11 protein-coding genes are annotated in these 15,476 nt (G+C 43.9%); 8 read left to right on the top strand and 3 right to left on the bottom strand.

The window, feature by feature from the left end; translation table 11 throughout:
• Window positions 1-71: 71 nt before the first annotated feature.
• The 5 genes from argS to WC496_05560 all read left to right on the top strand — a co-directional run bounded on the left by argS (window position 72) and on the right by WC496_05560 (window position 6,040).
• Window positions 72-1,832, top strand: a complete 1,761-nt coding sequence (gene argS, locus WC496_05580; GenBank protein MFA5292490.1) for an arginine--tRNA ligase — start codon at window positions 72-74, stop codon at window positions 1,830-1,832.
• An 11-nt stretch (window positions 1,833-1,843) separates the two neighbouring features.
• On the top strand, window positions 1,844-2,254 hold the full coding sequence (locus WC496_05575) for a secondary thiamine-phosphate synthase enzyme YjbQ (GenBank protein MFA5292489.1): 411 nt from the start codon (window positions 1,844-1,846) through the stop codon (window positions 2,252-2,254).
• 491 nt (window positions 2,255-2,745) lie between these two features.
• Window positions 2,746-3,840, top strand: coding sequence for a DNA topoisomerase IV subunit A (locus WC496_05570; GenBank protein ID MFA5292488.1), 1,095 nt, complete (start codon window positions 2,746-2,748; stop codon window positions 3,838-3,840).
• 13 nt (window positions 3,841-3,853) lie between these two features.
• On the top strand, window positions 3,854-4,576 hold the full coding sequence (locus WC496_05565; protein ID MFA5292487.1) for a YggS family pyridoxal phosphate-dependent enzyme: 723 nt from the start codon (window positions 3,854-3,856) through the stop codon (window positions 4,574-4,576).
• 270 nt (window positions 4,577-4,846) lie between these two features.
• Window positions 4,847-6,040, top strand: coding sequence for a PP2C family protein-serine/threonine phosphatase (locus tag WC496_05560; protein ID MFA5292486.1), 1,194 nt, complete (start codon window positions 4,847-4,849; stop codon window positions 6,038-6,040).
• Window positions 6,041-6,049: 9 nt separating this feature from the next.
• Here WC496_05560 and WC496_05555 read toward each other — a convergent pair whose 3' ends face one another.
• Window positions 6,050-6,427, bottom strand: a complete 378-nt coding sequence (locus WC496_05555) for a TerB family tellurite resistance protein (protein ID MFA5292485.1) — start codon at window positions 6,425-6,427, stop codon at window positions 6,050-6,052.
• Between the two features lie 107 nt (window positions 6,428-6,534).
• On the opposite strand from WC496_05555, the gene WC496_05550 reads away from it, so the two are divergent.
• From WC496_05550 to dnaE, 3 genes are all read left to right on the top strand, one after another.
• A complete protein-coding gene (locus tag WC496_05550) occupies window positions 6,535-7,080 on the top strand; it encodes an MGMT family protein (protein ID MFA5292484.1) in 546 nt (181 codons plus the stop codon).
• 81 nt (window positions 7,081-7,161) lie between these two features.
• Entirely contained in the window at window positions 7,162-7,536 is a 375-nt protein-coding gene (locus WC496_05545) for a RidA family protein (protein MFA5292483.1), read from the top strand.
• 175 nt (window positions 7,537-7,711) lie between these two features.
• Window positions 7,712-11,218, top strand: a complete 3,507-nt coding sequence (gene dnaE, locus WC496_05540) for a DNA polymerase III subunit alpha (GenBank protein ID MFA5292482.1) — start codon at window positions 7,712-7,714, stop codon at window positions 11,216-11,218.
• Between the two features lie 6 nt (window positions 11,219-11,224).
• Here the strand turns inward: dnaE and cimA are convergent, their stop codons facing one another.
• Window positions 11,225-12,802, bottom strand: coding sequence for a citramalate synthase (gene cimA, locus WC496_05535; GenBank protein MFA5292481.1), 1,578 nt, complete (start codon window positions 12,800-12,802; stop codon window positions 11,225-11,227).
• Window positions 12,803-12,896: 94 nt separating this feature from the next.
• Window positions 12,897-15,185, bottom strand: a complete 2,289-nt coding sequence (locus WC496_05530; GenBank protein ID MFA5292480.1) for a hypothetical protein — start codon at window positions 15,183-15,185, stop codon at window positions 12,897-12,899.
• Window positions 15,186-15,476 lie beyond the last annotated feature (291 nt).

Genomic DNA, 15,476 nt, shown 5'->3' with positions numbered 1-15,476 from the left:
ATTAACAAATATTATTTCTCTGTGTTCTCTGTGGCTAAAATAAAAAAACTAAAGAACTCTGCGGCAAAAAAATGAAACCTGTAATTCAAATAATCTCTGAACGAATCAGTCAGGCCATTCAAAAGGCGACCGGCCAAAATGTTCCCGCAATCGTAACTGCCGCGACTGACTCTAAATTCGGCGATTACCAGAGCAACAACGCCCTTGCGCTTGCAAAGCAGTTAAAAGCAAATCCAAGACAGCTTGCCGAAAAAATTATCGCAGAACTGAAAATTGACGATATATGCCAAAAGCCGGAAATAGCCGGTGCAGGTTTTATAAACTTAAGGCTCAAACCGGAATTCGTCAAAGAAACCCTGCGAGAAATTTCCAAAGACACAAAAGAGCTCGGCATAGAAAAAACAAACAAGCCTCAAACGGTTGTTGTTGATTTTTCCGGCCCGAACATCGCAAAGCAAATGCACGTTGGACATTTGCGCAGCACAATCATCGGCGACTGTATCTGTAGAATGTTAAAACAGGCAGGCTGCAATGTAATCCCGCAAAACCACATCGGCGACTGGGGTACGCAATTTGGTATGCTAATTGCGTATTTCAAATTAGAATGGCCTTATGTTGATGAAGATTATTCAAAAGTAGAAATTAATGATCTTGAGCAATTTTATAAAAATGCAAAACAACGATTTGATAATGATGAAAATTTTGTTGCTGTTGCACATCAGCAAGTAAGAAGATTGCATCAATCTGACTCTATCACAATGGAGCAATGGAAAAATATTGTAGACGAATCTCGTAAACATTATCAGCCAATTTATGAGACATTAGGTATTGATTTAACTGTTAAAGATGAATGCGGTGAAAGTTTTTATAAAGATAAATTGGCAGATGTTGTCAATGAATTAAAAAAACTTGGTATTGCAAAAGAATCTGAAGGAGCGATTTGTGTTTTCCCGGAAGGTTTTAAAACCAAAGAAGGCAATCCGATGCCTTTCATCATTCAAAAGACTGACGGTGCTTTTCTTTACGCAACGACAGATTTAGCGGCTATCAGATACAGGGTAAACGAATTAAAGGCTGATGAAATTATTTACGTTACCGATGCCCGGCAGAAACAGCATTTTGAAATGCTCTTCAAAGTCGCTGAAATGGCCTGCTGGGCAAAGGATACAAAACTTGTTCATATTACATTCGGAAGTGTCTTAGGCGAAGACGGCAAACCATTAAAAACCCGCTCCGGCGAAAATGTAAAACTGAAAGAGCTTCTCGATGAAGCCGTCAAACGTGCAAAGTCTGTCGTCGAGCAAAAAAATCCCGAACTGCCGGAGAGCGAAAAAGAAACAATCGCCCAGGCAGTTGGAATCGGCGCCGTAAAATACGCCGATTATTCTAATAATCGAACAAGCGATTACATTTTCAATTTCGATAAGATGCTTGCGATGGACGGCAACACCGCACCTTATATGCAGTACGCTTACGCGAGGATTAAATCCATCGGCAGAAAAGGACAGGAAAAAGGAATTGATACCGCAAAGGAACTAAAAGACATAAAAGAAATTTATCTTGAGAACAGCTCCGAACTTGAGCTTGCAAAGCAGCTTATCCGTTACGGCGAGGCGTTTAATACTGCAATTTCCGATTTTAAGCCGAATTTTTTAACGGCTTATCTTTACGAACTGGCGGGCAAATTCAGCGGGTTTTATAATGCCTGCCCTGTTCTCGATGCGGATAAGAAAATTCGACCATCGAGACTATTGCTCTGCGATTTAACCGCTAAAATAATTCGGCACGGTCTTGAAAACCTGCTCGGCATAAAAACAATCGACAGGATGTAAGAGGAAAAATTATGAAGACTGCAAACAGTTCATTTACTGTCAGCACAGGCAAACGCAACGAGATGGTTGATATCACAGGCAAAGTTGAAAAAGCCGTTGCCGATGCGGGCGTATCCGACGGGTCAGTCATAATTTACTGTCCGCACACAACCGCGGCGATAACCATAAATGAAAACGCCGACCCCGATGTCGTGCATGATATTCTGCTGACGCTTTCGGCCCTCTTGCCGCAGGACAGAGCCGGCTATTTACACTCCGAAGGCAATTCGGATTCTCACGTCAAAAGCTCGCTGGTAGGATGCAGCGAAACAGTGATAATAAGCGGCGGAAAAATGCAGCTCGGCACATGGCAGGGAATTTATTTTTGTGAATTCGACGGACCCAGAAGAAGAACTGTCATCGTCCGGATAACCGGACAATAAACACCTCGTGAAAACAGTCCCATATTATATCGCCGGGGAAAATCTGCGCATAAAAAATGGCGAGCAGGACAACGTGGCTTGGGGGGAAACCAATGTTGTACCTGCCTCGCCGAGGATTTTTCAGCGAGATAGTGACGCAGCTGGGGGGCGGCTACGTCATTGGGGGAAATTCTCGCCGCCTCAAAAATGGCGAGACGGCCAAAGTGGCTGGGGGGAAACCACTGTTTTGACACTGCCTCGCCGAGGTTCTTAAACTGCTTGACGCAGCTTATTTACAACAAAGATATTATAGCAATTTTAAAGAGCAAAGTCAATTGAATTCCCGGTACCCATACATCCCATAAAATCAGAATCCACAATGCCTGTCAAGGCATTTTTGGGCAAAAATACAAAAACTTTAGACTTGAATTACGCAATTTTGGGCCTTAGATTATACATGTTAATTTATGGGGAATTTCCCCTTATATATTTTAGGCAGGGAGTTACAGCACATGACAAAGAAGACCGATTCGGCCGTTGCCGAAAAGATAAAAAATGCCGCCAAGTCTATTCAGGACAAGATTTTAAAGAGACAAAAACCGACTATGTCCACTCCTGTTCGTTCGCTGGGCAATGTTAAATACCATTCCGACGAGGGACATTTTGAAATCCTCGGCAAAAACAAGATAAGAACTCTGACGGTAAGCACCGTAAAAACCTTTGCCCAGACTCTCAAGATGATGTCGCTTTCAAAAGAGCTAATCGAGGCCAGCAACATGGCAACAAAGAGGGAGGCCTATTACATCTCGAAGAACTGGGGCAAGGCGGGCTTTACCGAACAGCCCGAATCGGACACAATAATGGACGATATCGAAGCGATGTTCGGCGTCAACCGCGAACAGCTCAAATTCATTCCCGAAGAGAAAGGCGGCGAAGTCGCAGGCAGACTCGTTGTTATCGACAAAGACTCGAAGGGAAACAGATTGAAAATAGACTGCACACGTTTCGGCTCCGGTGCGTATTCTATTCCGATTGATGTCGAAGAGCTTGAGTTTTCTAGCGACGCGAAATTTATTCTCGCCATTGAAACCGCCGGTGCGTTCCAGAGACTTGTCAAGTACGACTACTGGGACAAAAACAACTGCATCCTTATCAGTATGGGCGGCGTTCCTACACGTGCGTGCAGAAGATTTATCCGCAGACTTTCCGACAAGCTGAAAATACCTGTTTACGCTTTTGTCGATGGCGACCCTTACGGTTATTTCAATATTTACAGAACACTAAAAGTCGGCTCGGGCAATTCGGCCCATCTGAATCAGTTCTTTTGTGTTCCAAAGGCAAAGTTTCTCGGCGTAACTCCGCAGGACATTGTTGATTATAAGCTGCCTACGCATCCTTTAAAGGAGGTTGATATAAAACGGGCAAAAGACGCCCTGAAAAACGACCCGTTCGTAAAACACCACAAACCCTGGCAGGCTGCGATAAATCAAATGCTGAATATGGGTGTTCGTGTTGAGCAGCAGGCATTTGCAAAGCACGGGCTGGATTTTGTCGTGGCCGAATATCTGCCGCGAAAACTTAAAAATGTGGTAAAATTTCTGCCGTGATAAGAAATACCAGATGAGTAAAATAGCCGATAATCTGCAAAAGGTTCGTGAAAATATAGAATCTGCCTGCGCCCGCTGCAAGCGCAGCAGTTCCGAGGTGACGCTCGTTGTCGTGACTAAATCGGCCAATCTCGATATGATAAAACAAGTCGTGCGCCTCGGCTGCAGCGAACTCGGCGAAAACAGAGTGCAGCATTTAAAACTTACCGCCGACGACATTGACCTTTTCCTGAGTGAGAATCAAGCCGATTCGACTTTACCGAAGAAAATCAACTGGCACATGATAGGCCATCTTCAAAGGAACAAGGTTCGTCAGCTTTTGAGAAATTCCGAAACAATCCAATCGGTCGATACGCTCCGGCTCGCCGAGGAAATAAGCAAAAGCGCTGAAAGACTTAATATCTGCCCCAAAATTATGATGCAGGTGAACTGCTCGGAAGAACCGCAGAAATACGGCGTTCCGGTCGGCGCCGCCATTCATCTTGCCGAACAGGTTGGTACGATGCCGAATATTAAACTCATCGGCCTTATGGCCATGGCTCCTCTTACACTCAACAAGGACCTTGTAAAAGCCAGTTTTACCCGCACACGGGAGCTGTTCGAAGAAATCCGCGGAGAAAAAATCTCAGGGCCTGATTTTAGACATCTCAGTATGGGGATGAGTCAGGACTACGAAATCGCCATCGAATACGGTGCTACGATTTTGCGAATCGGCTCAGCGATATTCGCCGGGTAATATTTATGTTTCCTGCACAGATTTTCTGACCACCGGCCATTTCGAGAATTCCAAAATGCAAACTCAGGCGGAATTTCAGTCAAAGACCGATAAAATTCCAAAATATCACTCTTAAATTATCAACCCCGTTAGAGAAAGCTGTGGAATAGTCGCCGATTTTAGTTACTTCGTAGTGAAAGTTCTCTAACGGGGTCAATCAAAACTAACCTTCATAAGTCCTGAATATAAACAGCCGAAATAAGGTTGTACTAATAGCCTATGGTCTAAAAAATGCTCGAAACCCTTATAAAACCGAACAAAAACACGACAGGCTTTATCGATGCCCTGTTTATTTTCGCCGGCGATATTATTTGCCCGGAAATCCGCAAAATCATTGACTACGAAAACTTCTGCTGGCAAATCGTGGATTTAGACAAATTTCCTGAAATGAGACTAAGCCTTGAAAATATAGGAACTGCCATAATCGATGCCGAATCGGTAACAGGCCGTAATTTGAAAAAATGGCTTGAAATTATTTCGCTGCTGGACAGGGCGAATATCCCTACAGTGCTCTATGGAAATACAGACAACATCAACATAAAAAAATTCAAAATGCTCAATGTAATCGAGAAAAAATCCGCCCGGCAGATTATCCCCGTAATAAAAATAAGTAATGTTTATCGAAAAAGTGCCATTGAAACTAAAAATTACAGCTCAGATATTTCAGCTAAAGACCATCATGCACAACAGCTCGAGACTCAGCTGAAAATGGCCGGTGCCGTTCAGCGTGATTTTCTGCCGCAAACCCTGCCAGACAGCGAAAAATTCAAATGGTCTGTCGCTTTTATGCCTGCGGACTGGGTATCAGGCGATATTTACGATATAACAAGACTCGATGAAAAGCATATAGGTTTCTATCTTGCCGACGCGGTGGGGCACTCAATGCCCGCCGCCCTGCTGACTATGTTTCTCAAACAGGCGGTTCAAATGCGGCAAACTATCGGCAATAAATATAAAATCTTTTCGCCGCTCGAGGTTGTGGATAATCTCAACGAGAAAATGTTTGCTCAGCATTTAAGCGGCTGCCAGTTTGCGACCTGCTGTTATTGCCTGTTGAACACACAAACGATGAACTTGTCTTATTGCAGAGCAGGCCATCCGTATCCGATTTTGATAAGGGGAAATAATCCGCCGCAGCAGCTTCAAACGAGAGGTTCGCTGCTTGGTATCTTTGATAACGCTAATTTTGAACAAAATTCAATACAGCTCGTCCCCGGCGATAAATTGCTTTTATATTCCGATGGCGCAGAACCGTTTATCGGCTCAGCCGAAAATAACGTGTCGCTCGAATTCAGCAAATGGTTTCTTGAGGTTGTAAAACTTCCGGCCCAGGCAATAACATCGGAATTTGAATCGATTACCCGGCAGCACAAAACTTTCGCCGAGCTTGACGACATTTCGCTGATTGTGCTCGAAATCCAGTGATGAGTTTTTTTATTTTCCCATCGCCTTAAGTCTTCCCTTTGCTTCCTCGCGTATAAGGTCCAAATCCTGCTGACTTATGCCAATTTGTTTCGCAAAGGTTACAATAATTTTCTTTTCCATCTGATGCAGTTTTTTATCGCTCATCGCAACAAACATCATATCTTCAAGGTTTCGTATTTTTTCAGAGAAGCGCAGCGGCAGTTTTATTTCAAAATCTTTCTGCTGCGCCGAGTCCAGCGCTTTTCTTGTCTCCAAATATCCTGCCCCGATTCCCTTGGCGATATCCTGCAGAAGATAATCTTCTTCCACTTCAAAACATCCATCCCCACAGGCCAAATAATAAATATTGGCTAAATATTGTATCTGCTCCTGCTGTGTCATTGCCATTAACCCTTTCATAGCATTTTGGCGTATTTTACGAATAATTCCTGACTATCGGCAACCAAATTTGTTTTTTCTTTGAAGATTTACAGGAATTATGGCAAATTGCAGGGATGAGCAAAACCGAGCTAAAATACGTTATTTTTCAAACTGCCTGGGGTTTTTTCGGACTATTGGCCGATGGCAAAGGACTTTTGCGAGTAACTCTACCAATGAGCGATTTCAAGACCGCCAAAAGATACCTACTGGTCGGTACGTTTTCAAAGACGAAACAAGACCTGAATTTGTGTCCGGCACTGCAAAAAAGCGTAACGGCTTATTATAAAGACAGTTACGTAAATTTTTATAAGTTAAAATTGGCGTTAAACTGGGAAAATCTCACAGATTTTTATAAAAAGGTTCTTAATGTCTGCATTAAGATTCCACTCGGTCAAACAATCACATATTCCGAGCTTGCCAAACGTGCGGGCTTTCCCAAAGCGGCAAGGGCCGTAGGTAGTGTTCTCGCGAAAAATCCGCTGCCCTTAATTATTCCCTGCCACAGGGTTATCCGCTCTGACGGCAAAATCGGAAATTTCAGCGCAGCGGGCGGAAGCAAAACAAAAAAGAAAATGCTCGAACATGAAAAAATAATAGCCGCGAAGACACCAGGGCACTAAGCAATTTTAATTTATATAATTTTTTTGTGTCTTTGTGCCTTAGTGGCTAAGTTGAAAGTAAGGAATTAAGAAATGAATACGATTAAAAAAATAAGTACGGTAAATGCACCGGCGGCGATTGGGCCTTATTCACAGGGTATAACTTCAGGGAACACAATATATCTCTCGGGCCAGTTAGGACTTGACCCGAAGACGGGCAAACTCGCCGATGGTGGAATCGCCGCTGAAACAAAACAGGCACTTGAGAACATTAAAGCTGTTTTGCTTGCGGCAGGAAGCGACCTTGCAAGTGTTGTGATGGTGAACGTTTATCTTGCGGATATGGGCGAGTTTTCAAAAATGAATGAACTTTACGCGACTTATTTTACCGAGCCGTATCCGGCTCGTGGGACGGTGGCGGTGAAATCTTTGCCGAAAGATGGACGTGTTGAGATATCTGTAATTGCTGTAAAATAATACAGTTCTGAATCATCTGTGATAATAACTTTTTTGCGGCTTGACTTATTCGGATTAAAAATTTACTTTAAACGTATAGACTTATTTGTTGAATGGACTTAAGTAATGGCGGAGAAGGGATTTACCCCGCACCTTTGCTAAAAAATGGCAGGTTTGCAGGGAATGAACAAATATTATGGCAGAGCAAGAAGAAATAAATAATACAACATCGGCAAAGGGGCGGGGCTTCGCTCATCTTCATTTGCATACGCAGTATTCACTGCTGGACGGAGCGATAGCGCCTGAAAAACTTTTCGCACGCTGCGCCGCAGACGGGATGAATTCTGTCGCCATTACCGACCACGGCAATATGTTCGGGGCGGTCGATTTCTACCTTGCGGCAAAGGCCGCCAATATCAAACCAATCATCGGAATCGAGGCGTATATCGCGCCTGACAGCCGATTTAATAAGCAGAAAGCCTCAATCTCAGACGCGGCATATCATCTTATTCTGCTTGCGGAGAACAATACCGGCTATCACAATCTGCTCAAACTTGCGAGTATCGGATACACGGAAGGTTTTTATTACCGGCCCCGAATCGATAAGGAAATTCTGGCCGAGCTGAACGAAGGTCTTATCTGCGCGACGGCCTGTCTTAAAGGCGAAGTCAATGTAATGCTCGCCAGGCAGGATATGGAAGCGGCAAAAAAAGCGGTCGAAGATTACCTGAAGATATTCGGCGATAAAAGGTTCTTCCTTGAAGTTCAGCAGCATGAGCCAACCGATGTGCCGCACGTTCGCGGCGCGATAATCGACCTTGCGCGGAAGATGTCGCTGCCGCTGCTGGCGACGAACGACTGTCATTTTCTCGACGCGGACGATTACGAAGCGCACGACGCTCTTACATGCATCAGTACGGGGAAAAAAGTTACGGACACCGACAGGATGAAGTATCCGGCCGATGTATATGTGAAAACGCCGGCGGAGATGCGTCAGCTTTTCGCGGATGTACCGGATGCGTGCGATAATACACTGCTTGTCGCCGAAAGATGCAATGTGGAAATCGACACGAAGCATCGGCACGCGCCGAGTTTCAAGCCGGCGGACGGTTCGACGCCTGACAAGTTTCTGACGAAACTCTGTTACGAAGGCGCGGAAAAACGCTACGGCAAAATCACAGACGAGATAAAACAGCGGATCGACCATGAATTGACGGTTATCGAGAGCAAAGGTTTTTCGAGTTATTTTCTGATTGTGTGGGATTTCTGCCGATATGCGACGGAGAATAATATTCCGACCGGGGCCAGGGGCAGCGGAGTCGGAACGGTTGTCGGGTATTGCCTGGGTCTGTGCAATGTCGACCCGATTAAATACGATTTGCTGTTCGAGCGGTTTATGGACCCCGAACGAAACGAGATGCCTGATATCGATATCGACATCTGCCAGGACGGCAGGGCAAAACTTCTGGATTATGTCCGCAACAAGTATGGTCATATCGCCCAGATTATTACCTTCGGCACGATGAAGGCCCGCGCGGTCATACGCGATGTATGCAGAGTTCTCGACGTTCCTTTGGCCGAGGCGGACAAACTTGCCAAACTCGTGCCGGCAAGTTTGGGCATTACGCTCGAAGACGCGCTTAAGCAGGAGCCGGATTTAAAGAGCGCTTATGAAAATAATCCTACGACAAGAAAAGTTATAGATATAGGAAAGAGACTGGAAGGTCTCGCCCGGCACGCATCGGTGCACGCCTGCGGTGTTGTGATTGCCGATGAACCTTTGACGAATTTTGTGCCGCTGTACCGCGATTCGAAATCTGAAGATGTCGTTACTCAATACGAAGGTCCGCTGATTGACAAAATCGGTCTGCTGAAGATGGACTTTCTCGGTTTGCGGACACTGAGCGTTATTCAGCAGACTATCAATCTTGTGGAAGCGACGCACGGAGTCAAAATCGATATCGAGAAGATTGACATTGCCGATGCGAAGGTTTTCGAGATATTCGCATCCGGCAAGACGAAAGGCATTTTCCAGTTCGAATCGGGGGGGATGCAGGATTTGCTTATGCGGCTCAAACCCGACCGAATCGAAGACCTCATCGCGGCAAACGCTCTGTACCGGCCGGGGCCGATGGCACTTATCGGAGATTTCATCGACCGTAAACACGGGGCCAAATGGGACGTGCCGCACCAGATAATGAAGGAAGTACTCGAAGAGACTTTCGGGATTATGGTATATCAGGAACAGGTGATGCGAATCTGCAACAGGCTGGGCGATATACCGCTGCGACAGGCCTATACGCTTATCAAGGCGATAAGCAAGAAACAGGCCTCGGTTATTTCCAAACAGAGACATAAATTTATCGAGGGCTGCGCGGAAAAGGGACTGAATCAGCACAAGGCCGATGAAATTTTCGAACTTATCGAACGGTTCGCCGGTTACGGTTTCAACAAGAGCCACGCGACAAGATATTCTTTCATCGCTTTTCAGACGGCATATCTGAAGGCTTACTGGCCGGTGGAATTCATGGCTTCGCTTTTGACTTATGAAAAAGGCGATGCCGACAAGGTCGCCGATTATATCGGCGAGTGCAGGCAGATGGGAATTGAGGTTGCTCCGCCGGATATAAACGAAAGCTCGAACGATTTTACGGTCATCTACGAAGAGGAAAGCCATCGAAAAGCAGGCAAGGGCCTGATACGTTTCGGACTTGCCGCGGTTAAAGGCGTAGGCGAAAAGGCGGTCGAGCAGATTATCGCGGCAAGAGAAAGAGTCGGACAATTCCACAGCCTGTTTCACTTTTGCGAAAACGTCGATTTGCGGCTGGTCAATAAACAGGTAATGGAATCATTAATAAAGGCAGGAGCATTCGATAATCTCGGCGGAAGCAGGTCGCAAATGATGGCCGGACTCGAGATAATGATGAAAGCCGGGGCGAATATGCAGACCGACCGGGCCAGCGGACAGATGGGACTGTTCGAGTCAGATGAGGTAAAACAGGATTATGAAACTGACCATTTGAAACTTCCGGATGTGCCCGCGTGGCCGGAGACGCAGATGCTCGCTTATGAAAAAGAAGTGCTCGGTCTTTATGTTACGAAAAATCCGCTAAGCGAACACGCCGATACTATAAGTGTTTACAGTACGCTGAATACATCGCAGCTCAAGGATGAAACTTCCGGCAGGCCGGTGATTATCGGCGGGATGGTTCAGAAAGTCCGAAGTATCGTAACCCGCAACGGCAGAAACGCCGGTGCCAAGATGGCGGTATTTACACTTCAGGATTTGCAGGGAAACTGCGAAGTCGTGATGTGGTCGGATTGTTTCGCGGTGTTCGGGCAAATGCTGGCGGTCGATAAAATCCTGTTCGTCAGGGGTAAAGTTGACCTGACGAGGGAAACGCCGCAGATTATATGCGAAGAGTTAATCGATATCGAACACGCGGCGACGAAGATAACAGCCAACAGGAGCGTAAATATTCTGCTGGACGAGGCGCAGGCAACGAAGGAAAAAATCGCGCGATTAAAAAGTATCTGTTCGGCGCATCGCGGAAAAAGTCCGGTTTATATAACCGTAAAAACAAACACGGGTTTCAAGGTCAAGACCATGGCGGGCAGGAATCTGAATGTCAATCCATCGACGGATTTCTGCCGGCAGATGGAACAGCTTCTCGGTGCGAATAATTTTCAGTTGTCGAGATGACAATTATCAGTCGTTTTGCGGAATCTTGCCGTCTTTGAGGAGTTTGTATTCGACACTGTCAACGAGAGCCTGCCAGCTTGCCTCGATGATGTTTTCCGAAACGCCGACAGTTCCCCAAATCGCATCCTTGTCGCGGGTTTCAATGATAACTCTTATCGTGGCGGCGGTGGCGGCGGCGGGATTAACGATACGAACCTTATAATCGATAAGATGCATTTCACGGACAGTCGGGTATAACCTCTCGAGAGATTTACACAGCGCACTGTAAAGCGCATCGACGGGGCCGTCGCTTTCACTGACGACGTGTTCGACAGAACCGTTGACAATAAGTTTGACGGTAGCCTGGCTGACCATTTTGCCGTAAAGATCCTTCTCGACAGTTACGTGGAATTTTTCGAGCTTAAAGAAAGGCTTATAAGTTCTCATTATTTTTTTGACGAGCAACTCGAAACTGGCCTCGGCGGCCTCGAACTGATAGCCCTTGTTTTCGAGGTCCTGAACCTTGTCGAGAATTTTTTTTGCGAGGTCTTTGTCCTGAGCGATGTTTGCTTTTTCAAGTTTGGCAAGGACGTTGGCCTTTCCGGAAAGCTCGGAAATCAGAAACCGCCGTTCGTTGCCGACAAGAGCCGGGTCGATATGCTCGTAAGTCTTTTTGTTCTTACGCAGCGCATCGACGTGCAGGCCTGCTTTGTGCGCAAACGCGCTTTCGCCGACATAAGGCATATTCGAAGCAGGTGATAGATTAGCTGTTTCCGAAATGAACCGCGAAGTCTCGGACAGCATTTTTATTTTATCGGGACTGAGTATCTCATAGCCCATCTTAATCGCGAGATTAGGAATAATCGTGCACAGGTTCGCGTTTCCGGTTCTTTCGCCAAGGCCGTTGATTGTGCCTTGCACGTGTCTCGCTCCTGCGTGAACCGCGGCAAGAGAATTCGCGACCGCACAATCGGTATCGTTATGACAATGAATACCGAGCGATACTTTGCCGAATTTTTGCTTTACAGCTTTTGTCATGTCATAAACGTCATTCGGCAGACATCCGCCATTAGTTTCGCAAAGCACAATTACATCGGTGCCGGCGTCGACAACAGCGGCGAGAACCTTCATCGCGTAATCAGAATTTTTTTTGAACCCGTCGAAGAAATGCTCGGCGTCGAAAATTACTTCCAGACCTTTCGACTTCATATATTGTACGGATTCGGCGCAGATTTTTATATTATCATCGAGACTGCATCGAAGGACTTCTGTAACGTGCAAATCCCAGCATTTGCCGACAAGTGTGGCAACGGGAGTTTTGCAGGCAAGAATAGCGTTCAACGATGCATCGGTCTGACAGGTAGCGTCGGCTCTGCGGGTATTGCCGAAGCCGGCGATTTTCGCTGATTTTAAATCGAGTTTGGCGGCCTCAAGAAAGAACTGCATTTCCTTTTGATTGCTCGACGCGTAGCCGCCTTCGATGTAGTCGAAGCCCAGCTTGTCGAGATGTTTTGCTATCGCAAGCTTGTCGTCGAGCGAAAAACTGACGCCTTCGGCCTGCATTCCATCGCGAAGAGTTGTGTCGTAGATTTTGATTCTTTCCATATCTGCCTGTTTAAAACAAAAGATTAATTTAATAAAAAAGACAGAAAAAGTAAAGGAAAATTATAATAGGGTATAGGGGACAGAATATAGGGCATTATAGAGCTTTCAGCAAGTTTACAAAGGCACTCATTTCGTTATCGTTAATCAAAGATTTATCAAAAATCGCCAGATTTGCTCTTACCTTCCAGCTTTTATCCCCGGCAATTTTCTTAAGCTCATCTGCGCTGAATTTATAATCGATTTTTCTTAACTGGCAAAGACACCATGCCCTTAAATCTTCATTATTACTTTGCAGCCCTTTGACAAGCAGGACGGCGTCCTCGGATGTCAAATAATATTCAACTCCAAAGGTTTCCAATCCTCTATTCTCCTTGTCATATACGCCCAACATTAAATTTAATATTCTTTTTGCGGTAGGGCTATCCCAATATAAACCTTCAAAGCTGCGTAAGTCCGCTAATGGATTTAGCCTTCTGTAATCATCAGAACTTCCAGGATTAGTTTGTACTTCATCAAGATACAGATTAAAAATCTTTAAAACTAAATCCTTCGGAAGCAGGCAAAAGAATCTAAAATCAAAATTGTGACATTCTTTTCCCAAAGGATTCCTTTCAAAATAATCCTTATACAATTCATAAGCATATTCAGGTTCGGAAATTACCGCTAATGCTGAAATTATTTCTATTTCATCAGGTTTTGAAAAATCCTCTATGGTATCTAATTTAGTACTATTATTTACATCGCCAATCTTTTCCCCAAGCAGTCTCTGTAATTTTTCTTTAGCGCTTTTATCGCCTAATTGAGCCCTGTAAATCAAAGATCTTCCGATATCCGGATTTTTCATATAACTAAGTATTACAGGCATCTGGTCTTTGCCGGCATCTCGCAATAAATTTGAAATACAAAAGTCGGTATTCGTATTGTAATCTATGGTTTCCTCTGAATGAAACCCCGGAGGCATTACATAGCCATGTGTACATCGTTTTTCCATGAATTCTTCTATAATCGCAGGTAAATCAACTGATTTTACGAAGGAAATATAGCTTGCATTAAATGACATATAATTGTTCGCATCGTTAATTTCATTTAAAACATTCTGATATGCTTTTTCATAATCTTTTTGCGGCTGATAAGAATAAGCCGGGACGGTTTTCTCTTCTTTTTCCATCGATTTTTTAACCGGAGCGGCCAGGAATAAAATACCAAGCCAGCACAGAATCACCGAAAGAATTGAGAGCTTGAGTAAATTAGTTCGCAATACAGGAATTTCATTTCTTGAGCTACCGGCAATGGATTTAAAGATATCTCTGAAAGTAATTTTTCGGAAAGAATATTTAAACACAAATAAAAGAAAAACAATTACCGGCAGGTATTTGGTATATTTATCGCCGGTGAGAAATAGTGTTGCCAGACCCAGCGGTATTGAAATTAAAATACCAGCAATAAAGCGTGTAATCAAATTGTCAAATTTTGGTTTAAAGAATTTTATAAGAGCTATCAAAATTGTAATTGCAAAAGGCAAAACAAACACGAAGAAGAAAAAGGGCTCTTTAAACAATTCCTTTATGTCACGAAAATTTATATCAGAGAAATGAGGCGGGATAAATAAAATATCCGCATAGCTTAAATGGCTACATTCATCAAAATCTGAGTTCAAAAAAAATTCAGCTATAAGAATAGCCTGTCCAGCCGTGAAAAAAACAGAACTGAAGACAAAAAACCTGATTATATCAGCCTTTTTAAGTTTACCTGATACATTGTCTTTGCTGACAAAAGATATTATAAATAAAATAGCAGCCGCAACCCCAAAAACACACATCATTCTATAAAGATATAAAAAAGGCAACAAGCTTAAAGCGTAAAAACCGTATATCTTCTTTGGTACATTTTCTTTCTTATATGAGATAATTTTTTCGGGACTGGCAATTGCGCACATTTCCATTCTTTTTGCATTTGTCTGTGAAGCGGTAAGATTTTTTCTTCTAAGATCTATCTGTTGCGGCAAATCCCAGAAACTGATCATTCCACGCATTGAATGCGGAACAGAACGCATAACAGGTTCATATTCAACTTTAAGCAACATTTTAAGAACATCTGCTATTTCATCGGCCTGTGTGAAATTGCCTTCTGTAATAAGCAGATTTTGATACGATATTAATGTTCGATAAATTTCCCTTGTAGAATCGTTAATTGAAATATCAAAATCCAGTTCTTCAATCAAACGATTATGCAATTTCTGTTTTCGACCAATCGATACGGCCCTATCCTTATAAATTGAATACGGGGATTTATAATATTCACATTTTTGGGCTATCTTTAATTCTTTGATTGTAGCATTAAAATCATTATCTGTTCTGGAACGGAATAATGCGTAAGCCTTCAAATAATGATATGCCGCATTTTTCTCATTTAACCGGATAAGTCTGTTTGACAGGTTAATCAGAATTTCAGGGTCAAGCCAATTTCCTGAAATATGAACTAATAACTCGCAGAGTTCATAAATAAAATATTGGTTATTTGGGAATTCGAGTATATTCTGCGGCAATATTTCTATACCTGGTATATCTCCGCGATAAATTAATCTATAATTTACAATTGCTGCCGTTTCGGGATCGGTTTCCGCAATTTTTGGTTTTATCGCCGGCTGCTTTGTTTTCCAGCTATAATCGTCATA

The sequence above is a fragment of the Phycisphaerae bacterium genome, assembly GCA_041652575.1.
Classification (GTDB): Bacteria; Planctomycetota; Phycisphaerae; order Sedimentisphaerales; family UBA12454; genus UBA12454.
This window is presented reverse-complemented; position numbering and strand designations above follow the sequence as displayed.

Coding starts and splice junctions, on each gene's coding strand:
- argS (MFA5292490.1), top strand. CDS start 72: ATGAAACCTGTAATTCAAATAATCTCTGAACGAATCAGTCAGGCCATT.
- WC496_05575 (MFA5292489.1), top strand. CDS start 1,844: ATGAAGACTGCAAACAGTTCATTTACTGTCAGCACAGGCAAACGCAAC.
- WC496_05570 (MFA5292488.1), top strand. CDS start 2,746: ATGACAAAGAAGACCGATTCGGCCGTTGCCGAAAAGATAAAAAATGCC.
- WC496_05565 (MFA5292487.1), top strand. CDS start 3,854: ATGAGTAAAATAGCCGATAATCTGCAAAAGGTTCGTGAAAATATAGAA.
- WC496_05560 (MFA5292486.1), top strand. CDS start 4,847: ATGCTCGAAACCCTTATAAAACCGAACAAAAACACGACAGGCTTTATC.
- WC496_05555 (MFA5292485.1), bottom strand. CDS start 6,427: ATGGCAATGACACAGCAGGAGCAGATACAATATTTAGCCAATATTTAT.
- WC496_05550 (MFA5292484.1), top strand. CDS start 6,535: ATGAGCAAAACCGAGCTAAAATACGTTATTTTTCAAACTGCCTGGGGT.
- dnaE (MFA5292482.1), top strand. CDS start 7,712: ATGGCAGAGCAAGAAGAAATAAATAATACAACATCGGCAAAGGGGCGG.
- cimA (MFA5292481.1), bottom strand. CDS start 12,802: ATGGAAAGAATCAAAATCTACGACACAACTCTTCGCGATGGAATGCAG.